Genomic DNA, 20,651 nt, shown 5'->3' with positions numbered 1-20,651 from the left:
GATCTTTCGTCCGAATGCAACACCGGCTGGCATTTTTCCCAAGGGAGGAGGTGTCCGTGTTTCACAGTGAGAAATGCAAGGGTCTGCTGATCGCGGAGAACGTCGTCTGATTTTCAGGGCGTAAGTTCCGAGTTCAAACGGTTCCGCGCCAGAGCGGACCCGGCGAGAGCCCCCATTCCTGCCGTCATGGCTGGGGTGGGGGCATCGTTCTATCTGATGCAGTTCGCCTTGATGCCATTCACCGGCGCAGCCGCTCGATCAGTTGATCCAGCTGTTGGCGCGCTTCGGGTTGATCGTTTTCCCCTTTCGCAAGCAATACCACGCCACTGGCAAAGCCGCGCACGCCGAAGCGGTGCCCCTCTTCTGTTGTCTCTCCTGTCATCTGATCCAATCGGCGTAGGGATCTGCGCAGCAGGGCCCGGTCGGAGGCGAAGGCGGCCTCATAGCGCGCCAACCAATCGAGATCCACGGCAATCCAATCGACCGTCCGTTCCTGCCCGTCCCGATCGCGGTAGTCAATGCCGTTGGGGAAGCGCACCAACACCTCCCGTTGGGCCAGGTGAGGCACCAGAGGCGTGCTGGCCGCCACGGTGGCATCTTGCCGGGATCTTCTGCAGCAGGTTGCGGGCGGCCTGCCCGTGCTGCCACTGCTGCATCGGTGAGCTGTACACCCAGGGCTGCACGCTGTCGGGGATCAGGAACGAGAGGCTGCGGTTCGGATTGGCCATCAGGGTGAACAACAGCGAGAGCAGCAGGCAACCCAGCCAGACGCGCCGTAGTCGGCGGCTTTGAAACAGCGCTTCTCGGCGGCTCCACCATTCCAGGGCGCCGTAGAACAAACCAGGCACCACCAGCAGGGTGTAGCGCAGATTGATCGAGAGGGGATTGTTACTGCCCTGGGCGAGCAGCAAGCCCATCAGGGGCAAGCCCATCAGCAGCCAACTGTCCAGCGAGATCAAGGGGATCAGCATCAGCGGCAGCCCCTGGGCCAGCAGATAGCGCAGGGTTTCAAGCGGCGGCGAGACCAGCTCCCTGAGCACCAGCAGGGGCTGGCCCAGAGCGCTGCTCAGTACGCCCAGGCTGCTGGCTTGCTCGGCATCTCCGATGTACTGGCCAAAGTTCTCCACCATGAACCGGCGGGAGTTGTCGTCACTGAAGATCGGCATCAACAGGTTGGTCACCAGCAGCACCCAGCCAATCCCCAGCCCCCCCAGGGCCATGGCCAGCCCGAGGGGATGCTGTCGCCGCACCACCATCCAGAGGGCGATTCCCACCAGCAGAACGCCGGTGTCCTCCCGGATCAGCGGCAGGGCAACAGCGGCGACGGCCACCAACCACCAGCGCTGCCGCTGTAGCCCCAGCATCAACAGGAAAAAGGCCAGGGGGAGTTGGCAGAGATCGGTGAAGTTGCCCCAGGTGGGCCCGATCACCGCATTGGCGGCGTAGAAGCTGCAGGCCACGAAGGCCGCCAGACGGGGATCCACAAGCGTGTTGCGTGCCAGGCGATGCAGCACCAGCCCGGCGGCGGTGATCAACCCCACCTGCACCAGGGGAAGGGCCCAGATGCCAAACACCGCCACCAGCGGCGACCAGAGCAGCAGGATCGGCGTGAAGTGCTGGCCGAGGCGGTGATACCCCACGGCCGGCAGCTCTCCGGCATGGATCACGTTGGTGGAGAGCTGGGAGGAGAGCGTGCTTTCAAACGGGTGGCCCTGCAGGCCGCTCCAGAGCACCTGCAGAAAAATGCCCTGGTCGTAGGAGGCCGTCAGCACCTGGAGGCGCCACCACTGCAGCAGCAGCCCAACCACGGCAAATACGGCGGCAGCCAACAGCACAGTGCGTTGGCTGTCGGCCTCAGGGCTGCGCTTCATAACCTTCAAGAGCTTCAAATTCTCAGAAATCCGGGGCCTTGGTGGAACAGCGCCAACGTTGCCAGCTCTGATCGGCAACGGCCTCAAGTCGGCAAAGGGTGCCGTCGGTCAGCAGGGCGGCTGGCAAGCCGCTGGGCTCCTGACGGATCAGCAGGAAATCGGCGGGGATGGCCCCATCGGCTTGCTTCGGTAACGCTGCAATCGCCCTGCCGGCATACCAGCGCAGGCTTGGCCTTTGGCCGCTTTTCCCCTCCATGAAAATCTCCAAGGGTTGGGCGTCACCAGGCGCGGCCGCGCTTCTGGCCAGCTCTGCGGCCGGCAACACCGACCAGTGCTCATTCAACTCCCAGATCCAGAGCGGGCTGATAAACAGCAGCAGCAGCGACACACACCAGCCGGCGGCAAGCAGCATCAGCCCCTGCCGGCGGCGACAGCTGGAAGCCTGAACCAGCAGCAGGGCTCCGCCGGCCAGGCCCAGGCCTGCTGGAAAGGGCAGGAACCGATAGGCCCCGAGCCCGGGCAGAAGGCCTGGGGCGGCAGGGAGAATCAGCAGCGAAGTGGCCAGAAGGACCAGGCCCAGCAGGCCCCAGAACCAGGGCAGACGACGCAGAACCCCTGTGACCTTCCCAGAGAGAATCGAGGCGAGGACCGGTGCGCAGACCAGGCAGAACGGTGGCCAGAGCAGCAGGCTGTACCAGGGCAGCTGGGTTTGCAACGGCAACACCATCCAGGCGGTGGCCAGGCTCAACCCAAGGCTCCAGCGACCGGCCCGTTCGCGCCGCTGCCGCCAGGCCAGGGCCAGCCCGAAGGGCCAAAGCGGCAACCAGGGCCAGCCGCCCTCCAGCACCTCCAGCAAGGGCTCGATCGGCCCGCCGCTGTGGCTCTCCACAGAACTGGTGAGGCGCGAGAGTCCCTGGCCGCCCCACATCACCAGGGCCTGATCACCGCGCTGCAGCAGATGCCAACCGTGCCAGGCCAGGCCAGGGGCCAGGCCCAGCGCCAGGCCCAGGCCAAGCCAGGCCCAGTCGCGACCGCGAAGATCGCGGTCGAGCAGGCGCAGCAGCAGGCCGCTGGCCAGCACCGGCAGCACGACGGGCGCTTTGAGCAGCAGCAGGCCACTGCCGGCAAGTCCTGCGATGAACCCAGCGGCTGTGGCTCGCCGCCGCCGGGCCAGCAGCAGGCCGAACCAGAGCAGCACCATGGCCAGCAATTGGACGCCATCGAGCATGGCCAGGCGTCCGTGCCGGGCCAGGGGCAGCAGGGTCAGGGCGATCAGGGCGCTGCAGACGGCGGTGGTGCGCTCGCCCGGACGCAGGCGCAGCTGCAGCAGGCCGATCAGGGGCACCAGCAGGCTGGAGAGCAGCGCTGGTGGCAGCCGCACCAGCCATTCCGGTGGCAGCTCCTGAAGGCCATGGCCGCCCAGCTGCCGCCAGAGCTCGAAGCCCGCCGCCATCAGCCAGTGCAACCCAGGTGGCTTGTTCAGATAGGGCTCGCCCCAGTAGCTGGGCAGGAGGCGTTCCGGCCAGGGGCTCCAGCTGGCCTCCAGGGCCACCCTGGCCACGATCCCTTCGTCCCAGTCCCGCAGGGGCAGATCGCCGAGCCCGGCGGTGGCGAGCACCACGGCCACCAGCCAGAGCAGCAGCAGAACTGGGCCGATCGGCAGCGTCGGGCGGGGCTCTAGTGGCTGGTTCATGGTTGCTTCGCGGCTGACTCCAGATTCCGGGTCACCTCTTCAATGGCGATCGGCAGCGAGCGGAAGCTTCCGCGCAGGCTCGCGGGTCTGCCGCTGAGGGCTCCGGAGAGATCGGCGAGGGCCTCAAGCACGGGCTGGTGCTGCTGCGTGGCTGCCCTGGCCGCCGCCTTGGCCGCCACGGCATGGGATCGCCAGGGATTCCAGCCGGCCAGCAGCACCACCGAGCGGTAGGCCGACGGCCAGGGGTTGGTGGGGTGGAGCCCCTCGAGGCGGCTGAACCAGCGGTCGGCCGTGACGGGGCGGTTCTGCAACACCGCCAGCAGGGCCAGGCTCCAGAGGGCTTCGTCGTCGTTGGGCTGGCTGCTGAGGCGGGCTTCAGCCCAGGCCTGAACCCGCTTCTGGTAGAGGAAGTGGCCATCGAGCTGGTGCTGGGGACCGATCGCGTCAAAAACTGCGGCAAGGCCGCTGGGCCCCGCTTCAAGGCCCTGGGCCAGGCGGATGAAGCTGGTGTCGAAGCGTTCCGGGGAGGGGGCCTGCGCTCGCCGCTGCCAGAGCTCCAGCTGCCGCCCCTCGCTCCATGGCCAGCTGGCGGCCAGGGCGAAGCGTGGATCGGAGCGCACCTGAGCGCCCAGCCTGCGTGAAGCCTTCCGCTTGGTGCCCTGGTCGCCCGTGGCGAGCAGCAGCCAGCTGGCCTGGCGGAGAATCAGCGCGTGCTCACGCCGCTGTTTGCCTGTTTCGCGGCCGACGATCCGTCCGCCGTTTCTCCTGCCGGCATGGGTGAAGGAGTGCTGGTTGAGATCTTTGCTGGTCGGAACCACCACAACGGTGACCGGGGCATCCTGAGCTTGGCGGCGAATGGCCGCGGTGATCGCGCCGATGGGGGCGCCTTCGCGCCTCTCGATCGCCTGGCTTTGGCCAACAGTGGTGCTCACGCCAGCGGCCAGCAGCCCGATTCCCAGCAGCCCGCCACCCAGCGGGGTGCCCCAGCGCCGGCTGGCCGTGACGAACAGCTGCCACCAGCCACCCGCCAGGAGCAACACCAGCAAGGGCAACACAGGGGCCAGGTAGCGCGGGTCCTTGTTTGGGCTCAAGGTCGTGATCAGCAAACCGCTGAGCGTGCAACCGATCAACCAGCCCCAGCCGCTGGGCAGGACCAGGCTTGTTTGCCCTGGGCTTTGCCTGGGGCTTTGTGGCGGCTGCCGCCAGCGCTGCAGAGCGGCGAGGCCGCCGCCCAGCAGCCCGAGGCTGAGGCTGATCCAGCCCAGTTGTTGGGGCAGCAGACGCGGATACCAAAGCAGGCTGGCCAGGCTGAAGGGATCGGGATCTCCCTCTGTGTTTGCCGCTTCCAACACGGCCCGGTTGGTGCCGCCGATGGTGGTGATCCAGTTGTGGCGTAGCCAGGGCAGGCAGAGCCCCAACACGGTGGCCAGGGCCACAAGCACCTGCAGCCGCCGCCCCCGTTGGCGCAGGCCCTGGAGGGCAGCGCAGAGGCACGGCGCCAGCAGCACCAACAGGGCGCTCTGTTTGACCAGTACGGCCGCCGCCACCGCCAGGGCCGCCGCGATCGCCTGGCTCCAACGGCCACCGTGGGGATCGGCGGCCTGCCAGCGGCCCAGCAACCACAGGGCCATCGTCGCCGTGGCCGCCAGGGGCAGATCCAGGGTGAAATCCACCCGCAACGCCGCCAGGGCGGGGCTGAAGGTGGTGAGACTGGCGGCCAGCAAGCCGAATCCCGGGCTCAGCAACTGGCGTCCCCAGCAGCCCACCACCAGCAGCAACAACGCCTGCCAGAGCGCCAGTGCCCAGCTGGCCTGGTCCGCGCTGTCGCCGGCGATGGCCATCACCGTGCCGTTGACCAGGCTGGCCAGCGGCGGAATTTTCGGGGAGAGATCCAGCAGGGCACCCCAGCCCTGCCAGCCTCCGGCAGGCAGCAGCCCCAAGGCGCGGCCGTGGTCAACGGCGCTGTTGAGGTAATCGGCCTGGTCCCAGGCCGGCAACCGCTGATCGAGCTGCAGCCAGAGCCTGTCGGCCAGTGTGCCCAGCACCCAGATCGACGCCAGGGCCAGCCACCACCGCCGTTGTGGCATCGATCGGGAGGTCAGGGCATCCGACGCGTCAGTGCCGCCAGTTTGAACCTGCCGTGGCCTGCCAAGGACGTTGTGCGTTCTGTCACATCTCCCCTCGCCAAGCTGGCCCCCTTGAACGATGGTTGCCTTGTGCGCATTGCGCCAACTCGTGTGTGAGGACCTCATGAAACTTTTCCAGCAAATGCTGCTGGCGCCTGCAGCCCTTGGTCTGTTGGCACCAATGGCCGCTACGGCATCAGAGCTCAACATTGACGGCGTCAACCGCTACGCCGACTCCCAGGAGCAAGTCACCAGCATCACCCAGTTCAGTGATGTGCAGCCCACCGAGTGGGCCTACCAGGCTCTCTCCAACCTGGTGGAGCGCTACGGCTGCGTGGCTGGCTATCCCGATGGCACCTTCCGTGGCAAGCGCCCGCTGAGCCGCTGGGAAGCCGCTGCCCTCCTCAACGCCTGCCTGGACCGGATCACCGAGGTGACCGATGAGCTGCGCCGGTTGATGAAGGAGTTCGAGGTTGAACTCTCCGTGCTCAAGGGCCGGGTTGATGGCCTTGAGGCCAAGGTGGGCGAGCTGGAAGCCAACCAGTTCTCCACCACCACCAAGCTCAGCGGTCAAGCCACCTTCATTATTGGCGCCAACACCTTTGGCGGTGACCAGCGTGTGTTCGGCAACGACACTGGCCTCTCCCCCGTCATCAACCCAAGGTTCAAGAACCTCTCCGCTAGACAGAACGGAGCCACCGCCTTCAACTACGACCTTCGAATTGACCTGAATACCAGCTTCACCGGCAAGGATTTGCTGCGCACCCGCCTGCGCGCCGGCAACTTCGGTAACAGCCCCTTCGGTGGCCAGACAAATATTGGTACAGCCGAAGACCCCGTATTCGTTGGTGGCCTGAACGCCACGGAAGTCGGTTTCGAAGAAGCCTCTGGTGCTAACAGCGTCGGCATCGATCGCCTGTTCTACCAATTCCCCCTCAGCAGCAGCTTCACGGCCACCGTTGGTGCCCGTGTCCGTCAGGACGACATGCTGGCTGTCTGGCCCAGCGTTTATCCTGCTGACACCGTTCTCGACATCTTTACCTATGCCGGTGCCCCCGGTGCCTACAGCCTGAACCTCGGTTCGGGTGCTGGTCTTTGGTGGACGAGCGGCAACTTCAGCGTCAGTGCCAACTACGTGGCAGCCAACGGCAACTTCGGCAACGTCAATAGCGGCACCACCTTGTCGGGCGATACTGACTGCGATAACGCAGGTGGCATTGGTAACGAGTGCTCCGCACAAACGGGTACCGCGCAAATCGCTTATGCCGGAGATAACTTCGGTATTGCTGCGGCTTACACCTACTCCTCAGGTGGTGCTGGCCTCTACAGCGGCAATGGCACCCCATTTGCCGTTAGCGCTTTCGACTCTGGCGACAACACCAACTCGGTTGGTATCAGTGCTTACTGGCAGCCTTCCAACTCCGGTTGGCTCCCTTCGATCAGCACAGGCTGGGGTCTGAACAGCACCAATGACGGCGGAGACTTTGACTTCGTCGACGGTGTCGTATCCCAGTCCTGGTATGTGGGTCTGCAGTGGACCGATGTGTTCATCAAGGGCAACGCTGCAGGTATGGCCGTCGGCCAAGCCACCTTCGTGACCGACACGGGTGACAACGACTTTGATGCCAATGATTCCAACTACGCGTGGGAATTCTGGTACAAGTTCCAGGTCACCGACAACATCAGTGTCACCCCGGCCCTTTACTACCTGAGCCAACCCTTGGGTCAGATTCAGAGAGTGAACACCAACGAAGGTTATAACAACTTCGGCGGCTTCCTCAAGACCACCTTCAAGTTCTGATCTCAGCGATTCAATCGCTGGATCACTGAATCAACCTGGCTGACCCCTCACACAGTCAGCCATTCCTCCTTGTTTCTGCCGCGGCTTCTGTCGCGGCTTTTTTTTGGCCTTTTGAATCTCTCTTTGTGTGGGCAACCCTTGTGCCGTTACCTTGTGGGTTGAGCCGGATTTAACCGCACTGAAGTGAGAAGGTCATCTTGTTTGTGCGTGTATCGCTGAATACATTGGCTTGTGATTGAATCCGACACTTCTTTTGGCATATTCGATACACTTACCTCAAGCTTCCTAACGGTCGCCCCATCAATTGGTGTGAGGATCCAATGAAACTGTTCCAGAAATTCCTGCTGGCGCCGGCTGCCCTTGGCCTGCTCAGTCCGCTGGCCGCGTCCGCTTCTGATTTGAATGTTGATGGCCTCAATCTTGAGGCCATCAACGCCTATGCCCGGCCTGGTTCCGCGAAAAGCCGGAATCAAGTCACCAGCATCACCCAGTTCTCCGATGTTCAGCCAACGGAATGGGCCTATCAGGCTCTCTCCAATCTGGTTGAGCGTTACGGTTGCGTGGCTGGCTATCCCGATGGCACCTTCCGCGGTAAACAGCCGCTGAGCCGCTGGGAAGCCGCCGCCCTGCTTAATGCCTGCCTGGACCGGATCACCGAGGTGACCGATGAATTGCGCCGGCTGATGAAGGAGTTCGAGGTTGAACTCTCCGTGCTCAAAGGCCGGGTGGATGGCCTTGAGGCCAAAGTGGGTGAACTCGAAGCCAGTCAGTTCTCCACCACCACCGTGCTCAAAGGTGAAGCCACCTTCGTGCTTGGTGCTGTCAACGCCGGTGGCAACAGCTTCGGGAACTTTGGCCCTGGCAATGATGCCGATAATTACAATCAGCAGTTTGGGTCCACTAATTTCAGCTATGACCTTCGCCTCAACCTTGAGACGAGCTTCACTGGCAAGGATCTGCTGTTTACCCGTCTGCGTACCGGTAACTTCGAGAATGCCTTTGGTGGCGATGGTGTGAACATCTCCGCGCTTGATCGATCAAGCAGCGGTTTCGGAGGCAACAACAGTGTCGGCGTTGACAGGCTGTATTATCGTTTCCCTGTCGGCGATCAATTTACGTTTGTCGTGGGTCCCAGGGCCAGGAACACCGAATCGCTGGCCGTTACTCCATCGGTGTACAGGGCTGGGATCCTTGACTATTTCGCCGTTAATGGTGCTCCTGGTACTTACAACAAAGCTACCGGCGCATTGGTGGCTGCCATCTGGAAACAGAATGTTGAAAAAGGGCGTGGTCGCTTCAGCTTTGCGGCGAACTATGTGGCGCAACAGGGTAATGTTGGCCAAGTCTTTGACGGCAATCCAAATAATTGCTCGGGAAGTGAAGGTGGCATCGGCACCGATTGTGCCCGTGGCAGTATCATGGCTCAGTTGAACTATACCGCCCCTCAGTGGAATGTTTCACTGGCCTATCGCTACGGCCAGCAAGGCACCAACTTCCGCCGTGGTACCAACTTCGTTTCCTCTAACAGCTGGTTCCTGGCTAACGGTGAATCCAATAACTTTGCCGTCAACGCCTACTGGCAGCCCAAGAACCCTGGATTCATTCCTTCGATCAGCGTGGGCTGGGGCTTGAACTCTCTGTCCGGCAACTCCATCAACAGTTCCGGCGATGAATTCGAAGATCCCTATGTGACCCAGTCGCAGAGCTGGTTCGCCGGCTTGCAGTGGAAGGATGTGTTTGCCAAGGGCAACGAAGCCGGCATGGCTGTGGGCCAGGCCACCTTCGCCACCCAGTTGTCTCAGGGCTCCATCGATGGCCAGAACACCACGCCCAACGACGGCAACTTCGTCTGGGAATGGTGGTATAAGTTCCAGGTCACCGACAACATTTCAGTGACTCCGGCGATCTTCTACCTCAGCCGTCCTTTGGGACAACTCACCAGCAGCAATCGCGACTTCAACGTCTTCGGCGGCCTGATTCAGACGAGGTTCAAATTCTGATCCGGTCCTGAACCCTTCAGGACCTTTTCCTCGCACACCACCTCCTTGGCCTCCCGGAAACGGGGGGCTTTTTGTTGGCAGCCGCAGACCTGGGGCAGAGGTGGAGATGATGGGAGAGACGGACGCATTCGATGGCATTGCCGCTCCCCACCGAGTTGTATGCCGTGCTCGGCATGCCCCCCTCAGCCAGTGCCGCTGAGCTCAAGGCGGCCTATCGAACCCTGGCCAAGCGGCACCATCCCGATGTGGGTGGCGATGCCAAGCGGATCCTCGCCCTCAACGCCGCCTGGGCCGTGCTGGGTGATCGGGAGAAGCGTCGCCGCTACGACGCCGAGCGCGGCAGGGTCGCTGGCCAGGGGGCGGCGGTGGTGCGGCCGGCTCGCGCCAGGGCCCGGCGTGACAGCGAGATCAGCGCCTGGCTGCGGCAGGTGTATGGGCCGATCGATCGTCTGCTGGCTCAGGTGATCAATCCGTTTCCAGCCCAGCTGCGCGCCCTCTCAGCCGATCCCTACGACGACGACCTGATGGCGACGTTCTGCGATTTTCTCGAGACCAGCCAGCAGAAACTCGAGAAGGTGGTGGCGCTCTATCGCTCCATGGCCTGCCCTGGCGTTGCCGCTGATGTGGGGCTCAGCCTTTATCACTGTTTCAGCCAAGTGCAGGATGCCCTGGCTGAATTTGAGCGCTACACGCTGGGTTACGTGGACAACTACCTCCACGACGGCAGAGAAATGCTGCGCGAAGCCAGGCAACTGCGTAGCCAGCTGCTGCAGGATCGCAAGCACTTAGAGGGGTGAGGTGGGGTGAAGCCTCAGCTCAGAATGGCTCAAGCTGGTCGGTGCGCAACCAGACATCGGGGATCGGCAGACTCCAGTGCAGCTGGGCGTAGTCACCCTTGAGGGCGAGCACCTCGCCGGGGCCTTCAAACAGATAGGCCGGTGGGGTGGGATCACTGGCGGACGCCTCCAGGCTGCCCGCATAGGCGCTCGCACTCACCTTCACCAGAGAGCCCTTCTTGAAAGCTGGTGCCGGTGTTTGGGCCATCTCGAGGACTTTGCGTCTCCATCAGGCTAGAACCCCCTCGACTCCGCTGCCTGCCTGTGACCACGAACCTGGCCACCATGCTGGCCGTGTTCGGCGCCCTGCTGCTGGTCGCCGTACTGCTCGATACCTTCGCCTTCAAGGTACGCGTGCCCGGGATCTTGCTGGTGCTGGCGCTGGGCCTGCTCACCGACAACAACCTGGAGGCCATCCCCGGTGGCGCCAAGGCACTGCTCAGCCTGGCCAGGGCCGAAGAGGTGGCCCAGGTGGCCCTGGTGCTGGTGCTGTTCTTCGGTGGGCTCACCACCAACTGGGCCAGGGTCCTCAGCATCGTCAAGCCGGCCACCCGCCTGGCCACCGCCGGCTCCCTGATCACGGCTTTGCTGGTGATGGTGGCGGTGCTGGGCTTTCAGAGCCTGCCGGGCAGCCTGCTTCCCACCAGCCTGCCCCTGGCCCTGGCCAGCGCGGGCGGAGCGGCCACGGCCCCGTCGGGGCTTGTGATCGACGTGGTGCGCCAGTTCCTCCTAGGGGGCCTGTTGGGTTTCTTGGGCGGCAGCCTGGCCCAGCAGTTGCTGTCCACGCATCGGCGACGGGTCAGCCCTTCTGTGCTGGCGGTGATGAGCCTGGCCGAGTTGATGCTGGTGGTGGGGGTCACCCAGTTGTTGGGCGGCAGTGGCCTGCTGGCGGCGTTCATCGTCGGGCTGGTGCTGGGAAACAGCCCGACGTGCGATCAGCCCGCCATGGAGGAGGCCCAGGCCGGCTTCGCCAAGATGGCCGAGCTGATGCTGTTTCTCTGCATGGGCCTGGTGGTGGATCCCCAGGAGGTGGTTCAGGCGTTGCCCTGGTCGTTTGCTTTGTTTCTGGTGATGTTGCTGGCGCGGAGCTTGATGGTGCAGGGGATGTTGCTGGGTTCGCCCTTTGGCCAGGCGGAGAAGACCTTTGTGGGCCTGGCCGGCCTGCGCGGGGCGGTGCCGATCGCCATGGCGATTCAGGCCGCCGCCAGCGATGTTTCCTGGGGGCGCCTGATGCCGTCCCTGGCCCTGGGGGTGGTGCTGATGGGTCTGCTCTTCCAGGGCTTTGCCCTGGTGCCCCTGGCCCGTCGCCTCGGCCTGACCACAACGTCAGCGGTGCTCCACGACCCCTACTTCTAGCCTGGGTTCCCACCAGCGATCGGAACCATCGGCATGCGGCTGCTTCTCCTGGGATGCACGGGCTTTGTTGGACGGGAGTTGGTCCCCTGGCTGCTGGAGCGTGGCCATGGCTGCACCGTGGTGAGCCGAGGCGCCAACAGCCTGGCTGGCCTGGATCATCCGCAGCTGCATCGGATTCAGGCCGATCCCTCCCAGACGGCCAGCTGGCAGCAAGCGCCGCTGGCTGAGGCCATCGCTGGCGCCGAAGGGGTGGTCAACCTGGCCGGTGAACCGATCGCCGAAAAGCGTTGGACCCCTGAGCACTGCCGCCTGCTGTTGGACAGCCGCGTGCAGACCACCCGCCTGCTGGTGGAGGCGATGGCCCGGCAGCAGCAGAAACCTGCGGTGCTCGTGAACGGCTCCGCGGTGGGCGTCTATGGCTCCAGCCCGAAGCAGCGCTTCGCTGAGACCAGCCCGGCGGCCGAGGATGTTTTGGGTCGGCTCTGCAGCCAATGGGAGGCGGCGGCGGCAGAAGCGGCGGCCTTCTCCCGGGTGGTGACCCTGCGCATCGGCATCGTGCTGGGGGCCGACGGTGGCGCCCTCGGCAAGATGCTGCCGGTGTTCCAGGCCGGTTTCGGTGGCCCGATCGGCACCGGGCGGCAATGGATGAGCTGGATCCAGCGCAGCGACCTCTGCCTGCTGATCGCCTCGGCGCTCGAGGATCCGGCTTTTGGCGGGGTCTACAACGCCGTGGCGCCCAACCCGGTTTCGATGAAAGAGTTCGCTGCCGCCCTCGGCAAGGCGCTGGGGCGGCCCAGCTTTCTGCCGGTGCCCGCCCCGGTGCTGCAGCTCATGCTCGGCGACGGCGCCCAGGTGGTTCTGGAGGGTCAGTACGTGCTGGCTGAGCGCCTGCAGCACCAAGGCTTCAACTTCCGTTATCCAGATCTTGCCGGCGCCCTCGCCGCTGCCACCACCCCAGCACCCCGCTGAGCACGGCAGCGGCCATCAGCAGGCCGATCGCCGGGGTGAACAGCGGTTCCCAGAGCTTCTGAAACAGGATCAGCGGCGCCTCCAGCTTCTGGCCATGCAGGCCCACGTGCAGGCCCACGGACACGGCGAACCAGAGGGCCCCGCCCATCACCACGAACACGTTCAGCACCAGCAGGCCGTCGATCCAGCCCTTCAATCGCTCCAGCCAGGGAAGGGAAGACGCTTCAGCCATCCAGCACCGCCAGGATCTCTGCAACCATTCTGGCTGAGCCGCCCGGACCTCCGATCCGCTCCAATCCATTGCTTCGGCAGCGTTCGGCCCACTCCGGGCCCTCGCCCAGGGCCTTGAGCTGGCTTGTGAGCAGCTCGGCGCAGCCCATCAGGCTCTGCTCCGAGCCCGGCTCGCCGTCTGTGCAGGCCAGCGAACTCCCCAGCAGCCGTCGCTGGGCCTCGGCGAAGGCAGGGGTGAACTGGGGGCCGCAGCCGGCCAGTTGTACCACCGGTTTGCCCAGCCCCACGGCCTGCTCAGCAGCGGTGCCGGTCATCGAGAGCAGCAGATTGGAGCGCTGCAGCACCGTTGGGAATTGCCCCCAGCGGAGTTGGAGCTCCAGGCTGCCGCGCCGCAGGGTCTGTCCCTCAAGCCGCCACCCCTGCCTGGCGGCCAGCTCCGCCACCTGCCCGGCCTGGAAATCCTTGACCAACGCCGCCGTCAGCCCGAGCCGTTCCGGTTTCTGGAGGGGTGGCGGCAGGCGGATGAGCACCTCCAGCATCAAGGCCAGATTGCGCTGGGCCTCCGGCAGGCGGCTGCCTGGCAGGAGGCCCAGATGCTGCCGCGACGCCGTGGGCGCGCTGGCCCCAGCCAAGGCGGGATCAAGAAAGGGATTGCCGAGGAACTGCACGCTGCGGCCCAGCTGGGCGCTGAGGTCGGCGGCGCTGAGGGCGTCGCGGCTGAACACGCGCCGGAAGCGTCGGCTTCTCAGGCAGGCGCCGCAGGGCCAGGGCAGCCGCAGCCGACCCTCGTAGTGGCTGGAGTAGGCCACCAGATAGGTGACAACAGACCTGCGGCTGCACCAGGCAAACAGGACTGGCAGCACATCACCGATCACCACCACCAGGTCCACCGAGCGGCTTCGCCGCAGGAACAGCCCCAGCCTCCGCAACAGGTAGGTGGCCTGGCCCTGGAACACCTCCGTCAGCCTGCCTCCCAGGCTGGTGTAACCCAGCCCGCCGGTGCTGAACTCCCGGGTCTGGCCGAGCACGCTCAGGCCCGCCTGCCGGTAGGCGGCGCCGTGCCCCACCAGTGGCACTGCGGCCACTGCAACACCCCGGGCCTGAAGCCGCTGGCCAATCAGGCTGCCGCTGAGATCCTCTCCATGGCCATTGCTGAGCAACAGAACGCGCGTCACGGCGTTTGGCCTCCCGCCCTCAACGGGCTCAGCCCTGCAACCAGTCCCTCACCTTCTCCAGCGAGCGCCAACCGGGCTTGCGGCGCAATCCATCGGCGATCGAGGCCTGCAGGTCGGCCGAGAGTTCAGGCGCCATCGCCGTGACCCGCAACACCAGATCGATGTGCTCGCGCACTCCCTTGGCGCCCGTGTCGAGCATGGCCAGGCAGAGATTGATCCTGGCCTGGGGGTCCTGGGGGTTGAGCTTCACCGCTGTGCGAGCGGAGCGCAGGCCCGGCTCGGGCTGATCGTCCAGCAGCTGCAACCAGGACAGGCAAGTCCAGGCGGCTGACAGGCGCGGCGCCTGGGCCGTGATGGCGAGGAAATCATCGATCACCTCGGCGGCCGGGGCACCGCCCTGATAACGGCCCATCGCCTGATCGAACAGGGATTCCGTGGTGTCCGTGGGGGCCGACATCGGCTAACGCTCTGGCGGGTCAGGCGATCAGATTCCCACGCCGCCGGACCGCAGGACGCTGCCGGCCGGCGCGCTCAGACGGCGAAGGAGCTGCCGCAACCGCAGGTCTGGCTGGCATTGGGATTGGTGAAGTTGAAGCCACCGCCGATCAGGGCCGAGCTGAAATCAAGCTGCATCCCATAGATGTACAGCAGGCTTTTGGGGTCGCAGACCACCCGAAAGCTGGCTGCCCCGGACGGTTCATAGACGTAGACCTCGTCGCCTGGAAGGATCGAATCGGCTTCGACGAAATCCATCGTGTAGCTCATGCCGCTGCAGCCGCCGGAGCGCACGCCCACCCGCAGCAGTTTCTGATCGCCCAGCTGCTGGGTGAGGCCGGCCAGCTGCTTCATGGCCGGATCGGTGATCAGGATGCCTTTGCCGTCCTTGCCGGTGTGGGCCGTGGCGGCCGGTGGATTGGAGATCGCGCTGGTCATCGGTGCCGCCTCAGAGGATCTGGTCTGTCTTATGGGCACTCTATGGACGTCCGGCCAACTTCGGGCAACCGCAGCCCGGCTGGCCGGCTCCATAGAGTCTTGATCTCCTGGAGCAGGCAAGGTGCGAGTCGCCATCGTGGGTGCGGGTCTGGCGGGTCTCTCGGCCGCCGTGGATCTGTGTGAGGCCGGCCACCAGGTGGATCTCTACGAATCCCGTCCGTTCGTCGGCGGCAAGGTGGGCAGCTGGGAGGACGCCGACGGCAACCACATCGAGATGGGGTTGCACGTGTTCTTTTTTAATTACGCCAACCTGTTTGCCTTGATGCGCAAGGTGGGGGCGTTCGAGAACCTCCTCCCCAAAGACCACACCCACCTGTTCGTGAACAAGGGGGGCGACCTGCGGGAGCTGGATTTTCGCTTTTTAATCGGCGCCCCGTTCAACGGCCTCAAGGCTTTCTTCACCACGCCCCAGCTCGACTGGATCGACAAGCTGCGCAATGCCCTGGCCCTGGGCACCAGCCCGATCGTGCGCGGACTGATCGACTACGACGGTGCCATGAAGGTGATCCGCGAGCTGGATCGGATCAGTTTCAAGGAGTGGTTCCTCAGCCACGGTGGCAGCGAGCGCAGCCTGCAGCGGCTCTGGGACCCGATCTCCTATGCCCTGGGTTTCATCGATTGCGGCGCCATGTCGGCCCGCTGCATGCTGACCATCTTCTTGATGTTCGCGTCGAAAACCGAGGCCTCCAAGCTCAACTTGCTCAAGGGGTCGCCCCATCGCTGGCTGCATCGACCGATCCTGGATTACATCGAGGCCCGCGGTGCCCGCCTGCATCTGCGCCATCGCGTCAAGGAGGTGCACTACCACCAGGACGGCGCCGACGCTCCCGAGGTGAGCGCCCTCACCCTGGGCACCCCGGACGGGGAGCGGGTGATTGAGGCCGATGCCTACCTGGCGGCCTGCGATGTGCCGGGGATCCAGCGCCTCCTGCCCCAGGCCTGGCGGCGCTACCCCCAGTTCGAGCACATCTACAAACTCGATACGGTGCCTGTGGCCACGGTGCAGCTCCGCTACGACGGCTGGGTGACCGAGCTCGGTGAATCGGCCGAGCAGGAGCGGGCCCGCCGTGACCTGGGAACCCCCAGCGGCTTGAACAATCTTCTTTACACCGCTGACGCCGATTTCAGTTGCTTCGCTGACCTCGCCTTGGCCAGCCCCGCCGATTACCGTCGAGAGGGCCAGGGATCCCTGCTGCAGTGCGTGCTCACGCCGGGGGATCCCTGGATTTCCCGCAAGAACGCGGAAATCGTCGCCGACGTTGATGCCCAGGTGCGGCAGCTGTTTCCCTCGGCGAAGACTCTCACCTTGACCTGGAGCAACGTGATGAAATTGGCCCAGTCGCTCTACCGTGAGGCGCCTGGCATGGAGCCCTATCGCCCAGAGCAGCGCACACCGGTTCGAAATTTCTTCCTGGCCGGCAGTTACACGCGCCAGGATTACATCGATTCGATGGAAGGGGCCACGATGAGCGGTCGCCTGGCTGCTGCGGTGATTCTTGACCAGCCGGCACGGCTGGCCAGCAGCGCTGTGGTGGCCTGATCAGCATGGGCCGTTGGATGGAGCACAGCGTCACCACCGATATCCAGGCTTCGGCTGAGCGGGTCTGGGAGGTTTGGAGTGACCTTGAGGCGATGCCGCGCTGGATGCGCTGGATTGAATCGGTCAAAACCCTGGAGGATCCCGATCTCACCGACTGGACCCTCTCAGCCCAGGGGTTCCGCTTCCACTGGAAAGCCAGAATCAGCCAGCGGGTTGAAGCCCAGCAGCTGCACTGGGAATCGGTGGGAGGACTGCCCACCAAGGGGGCGGTGCGCTTCTATCCCCAAACTCCTTCCCTCACCACGGTTCGGCTCACGGTCAGCTACGAGTTGCCCGGGGTGCTTGCTCCTTTGATGGAACCAGCCATCCTTGGGGGAATTGTGACCAGGGAGCTCCAGGCCAATCTGGATCGCTTCAGGGATCTTGTCGAAGGTGATCTTCCAAGCCGTTGAAAGCGAAAGCAGCAGGGCCAAACTGCTGCTGCTGCCAGGACTCCTGGCCCTGATCGCTTGCGGCGGCCCGCCACCTCCATCTTCTCTGCCTCCCGAGGCCCAGACGCCCGCCGCCGACCCTGCCGCACTCCTGGCGCCCAGGTCCGCAGCGCAGATCGAGCGCTCCGCCTCAGCGATCGACAAGGCCTTCACGCCACTGCCCACTGCGCAACAAGTGTTGGCCGCCAGTGCGGAGCGTCGCAGCGATCCCTTCGCTCCCCTTCCTGATGCCAGTGGGGCAAGGCCCGTGGCCACCTCTGGCTCCGCGCCCGTCGCTAGCTCCGCCAAATCCTCCGCCAAGGCCATGCCCTCCGCTCAGGCCCCTCCCTCTTCGAAGGCGACACCGGTGGCCCTGCCGTCAGGGTTCCAGTTCAACGGCGTTATCAGTGTTGCCGGGGTTGCGCATGCTCTGGTGGCCTTCGGCAACGAGAGCGGCAGCGTTTCGATCGGCGATCAAGGGGGCAGTCAGACGCCCATGCTTCCCCCCGGCTGGAGCGTCGCCTCGATCGATGCCGGCAACGGCAGCCTCCAGCTGCGTTCGGGCCAGAAGCTGGTCACCACCTGGCTCAGTCCGGCGTTGCCCTGAGCAGCGGTCGCCCCGCCAGGGCGGCGACGCAGGCCTGAACCAGACCGCTGAGGTCGTAAGGATCGGCCTCGCCATCCACCCGGCCGAGCAGCTCCCTGCAGGTGCGGCTGGTCTGGGGGCCGATCGAGATCAAGGCCACCGGCGCCAGCCGCACCTGCCAGTCGTCACCGAAGCTGCGCTTCAGCAGCCGGCAGGTATGGACCACCGTCTTGCCGCTGCTGAAGGTGAGCGCATCGATGCGGCCCTGCTCGAGGGCCAGGGCGGTGGCGACGGGCATGCGGGCCGGGCAGCGCGATTCATAGGCGGCCGCTTCAACAACCCGGGCGCCGGCCTCGGCAAAGGCTTCGCCCAGCAGGGTGCGCCCGCCACTCTGGACACGCGGCAGCAGCAGCCGCAGGCCCCAGCCAGACACGGGAAAGTGCTCGATCAGGCTGTCGGCCACGAACGTCGGCGGCACGAAATCCGCCGGTGCCCGCAGCGCTTCAAGGCGCGCAGCGGTTTTTCGGCCCACCGCCGCGATCTTCACCGTGCCGGGGCGTCGCGAGAGATTGGTGCCGATCCGCTCCAGTCGCTGCTCCACGGCGTCGACGCCATTACTGCTCGAAAAGATCAGCCAGTGGAAGTCGGCAAGTTCGCCGAGGGCATCGTCAAGCGGTCCCCATTCGTCCGGGGGGCCAATCACCAGGGCCGGCAGGTCGAGCACCTGGGCTCCGGCCTGCTCGAACCGTTGCCGGGCTTCGGCAAGCTGGCTCTCGGCCCTGGTCACCACGATGGTGCGGCTTTGAAGGGGTGGCCGCCACGCTGCGCCCATGGGCTCAGGCCTCCAGCTTGATGGTGGCTCCGGCCTGCTGCCGCAGCCGGCTGGCTTCCTGATGCCGGCCTTGGAGGCTCAGCAGCTGGATCGCCTGGCGAAAGCTGGCCCGTGCCGCATCGATGTTGCCGCCGAGAAGCTGAGCCACGGCAAGGTTCTGGTGGGTTTCGGGGTGGTCGGGATCGCACTCCAAGGCGGTGGCGTAGGCCTCCAGCGCCCCGGCGATCGCGCCCTGCCTGCGGCGGATCAGCCCCAGGTTGAGCCAGCCAGTGGCCAGCTCTGGCGCGCTGCGGGCGGCCTGTTCTGCCAGTGCCAGGGCGGCCTCGCTCTCGCCTTGGCGCAGCAGTAGGGCGCTGAGGTTCAGCTGCGCCGCGAAACTCAGCCGCGGATCCAGTGGCAGGGCCAGGGCCTGGCGGTAGAGGCTGATGGCCTGCTCGGGAGCGGCTGGGGCTTCGGCCATCGCCAGGTGCAGCAGCAGTTCGTAACGCTCGGGGTGGGCCTGCTCGGGGCAGTGGGCCAGCCCGTCGCGCAGCAGCAGCTGGGCGCGATCCAGTCGTCCTTCGCTGATCTCCAGCCCAGCCAACTTGGCGCTGGCGTAGGGATCGCCAGGGTGCTCGCGCAGCTCCTGCTCCATGGCACGGCGCAGGCGGCTGGCCTTGTTGCCGGCGGCCAGCAGTTCCGGCCTGTAGCCGTCATGGCAGAGGGCCGGCTGGGGGCAATCGGCAATGCGCCAATGGGGCTCCTTGGCGCACAAGGCGAGCACGCTGTCGTCCACCATCGCGTGGTAGGGGCGGCTCCAGCGGATGTCCGGATGGCGCCGGAACAGCCGGCTCACCCTGGAATAGGGCGACTGCTTGGCGCCACGCTCGAAGCGCAACAGGTTGATCAGCAGCAGGTCAGGCTGGGCCATCAACTGCTGCAGCGGCTCCCAGGCCTCCGGCAGAAGCTGCTCATCGGCGTCGAGCACCAGCACCCAATCGCCGCTGACCCAGCCCAGGGCCAAATTGCGCGCCGGGGCGAAGTCACCGGGCCAGGGGATGGTGTGAACTGTGGCGCCGTGCTGCCGCGCGATCGCGGCTGTCGTATCGCGGGAGCCGGTGTCGACCACCACCTGCTCATCGACGAAGCCCTGCACCGACGCCAGACAGGCGGCGAGGCGCTCCGCCTCATCGCGCACGATCATCGAGAGGCTGAGCATCGAAAGGGGCAACGCCTGGAGCTGGAGGGAGCCTAAGGGGCCTCTCCGCCCCAGCCCGGCGCTCGCTTTGGGCGTACCCCCCATCTGGTGGTAATCCGCTTGGACCTTCTGGCGGTACATCTCCTGCCCTTTGTCACGGGCCGATCCCTGCTTAGCGCCCCCAGCCTGGATGCGCTAAGCAGGGCACCACCTCTGGTTTCTCCGCCGCGCTGATCCACCCAGACCCACGCAAACCCGCCGTTCCACCCCGTTGCTGAGTTCCGATGACCACCGTTGATGCTTTCTGGCTGCTCCATCCCTTCCTGGCTGTGGTGTTGGTGTACCCACTCCTGGGGATGGTGCTGCGGCTTGCCCAGCAGACCCGTAACCGCCGTCTGCATGAGGTCAAGCATCCGCCCACGGTGGGCCGGGACCATGCCGATCTGGGCAAGTGGCTGGCCGGCGGGGTGGTGGGCATCGTGCTGATCGCCCTGGTGGTGGTGATCGCCACCAAGAACACGCTTCAGGAGTTCACCGGTGGGGCCCCACGGCTGGCCTTGCTGCTGCTGGCGCTGATCGGCACGACGCTGGCCTTCGTGGCGCTCTGGCGTGCACGAAAGCCGATCTACCGCGCAGCCTTCGCTTTCATCTGCTGGGCCGGAGTGATCGCGCTTGGGGTACAGCCCGAGGTGTTTCGTCTTGGTGACAATCCGCTCGAGCCTGCCTTCTGGCAATCGCACTTCTGGGGAGGCGCCGGCCTGACCGGCCTGATGCTGTTCTCGGTGGCCAGCCGTCCGGAAATCCACAGGCACCTGCACTGGCGGCGCTGGCACATCGCCATGAACTGCCTGGCGGCGGTGATTTTCATGGCCCAGGGCTGGACCGGACCGCGCGATCTGCTGGAGATTCCGCTCAGCTGGCAGAAGCCCACGATCTTCAGCTGCGACTTCGAGGCCCGCACCTGTCCCGCGCCTGCGCCTGCCCCTTAGCGGGCC

General features: G+C 65.2%; 20 protein-coding genes. 9 read left to right on the top strand and 11 right to left on the bottom strand.

Going from position 1 to position 20,651, the window contains the following annotated elements; translation table 11 throughout:
- Positions 1-238: 238 nt before the first annotated feature.
- From ACXMDM_RS01070 to ACXMDM_RS01055, 4 genes are read right to left on the bottom strand one after another with little or no spacing between them, the layout of a single operon-like run.
- Positions 239-568: a hypothetical protein gene (locus ACXMDM_RS01070; protein WP_311134208.1), complete on the bottom strand. Its 330-nt coding sequence runs from the start codon at positions 566-568 to the stop codon at positions 239-241.
- On the bottom strand, positions 516-1,871 hold the full coding sequence (locus ACXMDM_RS01065; protein ID WP_311134207.1) for a DUF2079 domain-containing protein: 1,356 nt from the start codon (positions 1,869-1,871) through the stop codon (positions 516-518). The genes ACXMDM_RS01070 and ACXMDM_RS01065 overlap by 53 nt, the downstream gene beginning before the upstream one ends.
- Positions 1,872-1,893: 22 nt before the next feature.
- The gene (locus ACXMDM_RS01060) at positions 1,894-3,564 is read right to left on the bottom strand and encodes an ArnT family glycosyltransferase (RefSeq protein WP_259722848.1); all 1,671 of its coding nucleotides are present in this window, start codon (positions 3,562-3,564) and stop codon (positions 1,894-1,896) included.
- The gene (locus ACXMDM_RS01055) at positions 3,561-5,651 is read right to left on the bottom strand and encodes an ArnT family glycosyltransferase (protein ID WP_259722847.1); all 2,091 of its coding nucleotides are present in this window, start codon (positions 5,649-5,651) and stop codon (positions 3,561-3,563) included. The genes ACXMDM_RS01060 and ACXMDM_RS01055 overlap by 4 nt, the downstream gene beginning before the upstream one ends.
- A 163-nt stretch (positions 5,652-5,814) precedes the next feature.
- Between ACXMDM_RS01055 and ACXMDM_RS01050 the strand changes: the two genes are divergently transcribed.
- From ACXMDM_RS01050 to ACXMDM_RS01040, 3 genes are all read left to right on the top strand, one after another.
- A complete protein-coding gene (locus ACXMDM_RS01050) occupies positions 5,815-7,491 on the top strand; it encodes an iron uptake porin (protein ID WP_259722846.1) in 1,677 nt (558 codons plus the stop codon).
- Positions 7,492-7,811: 320 nt separating this feature from the next.
- Positions 7,812-9,491: an iron uptake porin gene (locus ACXMDM_RS01045; RefSeq protein WP_259722845.1), complete on the top strand. Its 1,680-nt coding sequence runs from the start codon at positions 7,812-7,814 to the stop codon at positions 9,489-9,491.
- A gap of 131 nt (positions 9,492-9,622) precedes the next feature.
- Positions 9,623-10,288 carry a J domain-containing protein gene (locus ACXMDM_RS01040; protein WP_071800242.1) on the top strand — a complete coding sequence of 222 codons (666 nt, stop codon included), beginning with the start codon at positions 9,623-9,625 and terminating at the stop codon, positions 10,286-10,288.
- A gap of 19 nt (positions 10,289-10,307) precedes the next feature.
- Here ACXMDM_RS01040 and ndhO read toward each other — a convergent pair whose 3' ends face one another.
- The gene (gene ndhO / locus ACXMDM_RS01035; RefSeq protein ID WP_071800241.1) at positions 10,308-10,535 is read right to left on the bottom strand and encodes an NAD(P)H-quinone oxidoreductase subunit O; all 228 of its coding nucleotides are present in this window, start codon (positions 10,533-10,535) and stop codon (positions 10,308-10,310) included.
- 56 nt (positions 10,536-10,591) lie between these two features.
- On the opposite strand from ndhO, the gene ACXMDM_RS01030 reads away from it, so the two are divergent.
- Positions 10,592-11,683 carry a cation:proton antiporter domain-containing protein gene (locus ACXMDM_RS01030; protein ID WP_259722844.1) on the top strand — a complete coding sequence of 364 codons (1,092 nt, stop codon included), beginning with the start codon at positions 10,592-10,594 and terminating at the stop codon, positions 11,681-11,683.
- A gap of 33 nt (positions 11,684-11,716) precedes the next feature.
- A complete protein-coding gene (locus ACXMDM_RS01025) occupies positions 11,717-12,652 on the top strand; it encodes a TIGR01777 family oxidoreductase (RefSeq protein ID WP_259722843.1) in 936 nt (311 codons plus the stop codon).
- On the opposite strand, the gene ACXMDM_RS01020 is transcribed toward ACXMDM_RS01025, so the two are convergent.
- The 4 genes from ACXMDM_RS01020 to ACXMDM_RS01005 all read right to left on the bottom strand — a co-directional run bounded on the left by ACXMDM_RS01020 (position 12,588) and on the right by ACXMDM_RS01005 (position 14,991).
- Entirely contained in the window at positions 12,588-12,884 is a 297-nt protein-coding gene (locus tag ACXMDM_RS01020) for a DUF8620 family protein (RefSeq protein WP_071800239.1), read from the bottom strand. The genes ACXMDM_RS01025 and ACXMDM_RS01020 overlap by 65 nt on opposite strands.
- A complete protein-coding gene (locus ACXMDM_RS01015) occupies positions 12,877-14,058 on the bottom strand; it encodes a lipid-A-disaccharide synthase-related protein (protein ID WP_071800238.1) in 1,182 nt (393 codons plus the stop codon). Before ACXMDM_RS01015 ends, ACXMDM_RS01020 begins: the two co-directional genes overlap by 8 nt.
- 28 nt (positions 14,059-14,086) lie before the next feature.
- Entirely contained in the window at positions 14,087-14,515 is a 429-nt protein-coding gene (locus ACXMDM_RS01010; protein ID WP_071800237.1) for a hypothetical protein, read from the bottom strand.
- A gap of 74 nt (positions 14,516-14,589) precedes the next feature.
- Entirely contained in the window at positions 14,590-14,991 is a 402-nt protein-coding gene (locus ACXMDM_RS01005; RefSeq protein WP_071800236.1) for a HesB/IscA family protein, read from the bottom strand.
- A gap of 121 nt (positions 14,992-15,112) precedes the next feature.
- On the opposite strand from ACXMDM_RS01005, the gene zds reads away from it, so the two are divergent.
- Genes zds through ACXMDM_RS00990 form a run of 3 tightly spaced genes read left to right on the top strand, consistent with a single transcriptional unit; the run spans position 15,113 to position 17,668 of the window.
- Positions 15,113-16,591, top strand: a complete 1,479-nt coding sequence (zds, locus tag ACXMDM_RS01000) for a 9,9'-di-cis-zeta-carotene desaturase (protein WP_071800235.1) — start codon at positions 15,113-15,115, stop codon at positions 16,589-16,591.
- A gap of 5 nt (positions 16,592-16,596) precedes the next feature.
- Positions 16,597-17,043 (top strand): SRPBCC family protein, encoded by a 447-nt coding sequence (locus tag ACXMDM_RS00995; protein ID WP_259722842.1) that lies wholly within the window; start codon positions 16,597-16,599, stop codon positions 17,041-17,043.
- Positions 17,015-17,668 carry a hypothetical protein gene (locus ACXMDM_RS00990; RefSeq protein WP_259722841.1) on the top strand — a complete coding sequence of 218 codons (654 nt, stop codon included), beginning with the start codon at positions 17,015-17,017 and terminating at the stop codon, positions 17,666-17,668. Before ACXMDM_RS00995 ends, ACXMDM_RS00990 begins: the two co-directional genes overlap by 29 nt.
- On the opposite strand, the gene ACXMDM_RS00985 is transcribed toward ACXMDM_RS00990, so the two are convergent.
- Positions 17,649-18,479, bottom strand: a complete 831-nt coding sequence (locus tag ACXMDM_RS00985) for a uroporphyrinogen-III synthase (RefSeq protein ID WP_259722840.1) — start codon at positions 18,477-18,479, stop codon at positions 17,649-17,651. The two genes, ACXMDM_RS00990 and ACXMDM_RS00985, sit on opposite strands and share 20 nt — an antisense overlap.
- Positions 18,480-18,483: 4 nt before the next feature.
- Positions 18,484-19,677, bottom strand: a complete 1,194-nt coding sequence (locus ACXMDM_RS00980; RefSeq protein WP_259722851.1) for a TPR domain-containing glycosyltransferase — start codon at positions 19,675-19,677, stop codon at positions 18,484-18,486.
- A 263-nt stretch (positions 19,678-19,940) separates the two neighbouring features.
- Between ACXMDM_RS00980 and ACXMDM_RS00975 the strand changes: the two genes are divergently transcribed.
- On the top strand, positions 19,941-20,645 hold the full coding sequence (locus ACXMDM_RS00975; protein WP_259722839.1) for a DUF4079 domain-containing protein: 705 nt from the start codon (positions 19,941-19,943) through the stop codon (positions 20,643-20,645).
- The last annotated feature ends 6 nt before the right edge of the window (positions 20,646-20,651 follow it).

The organism is Synechococcus sp. CS-603, assembly GCF_977929215.1.
The sequence above is the reverse complement of the archived record's forward strand: the minus strand, read 5'-3'. Positions and strand labels throughout refer to the sequence as shown.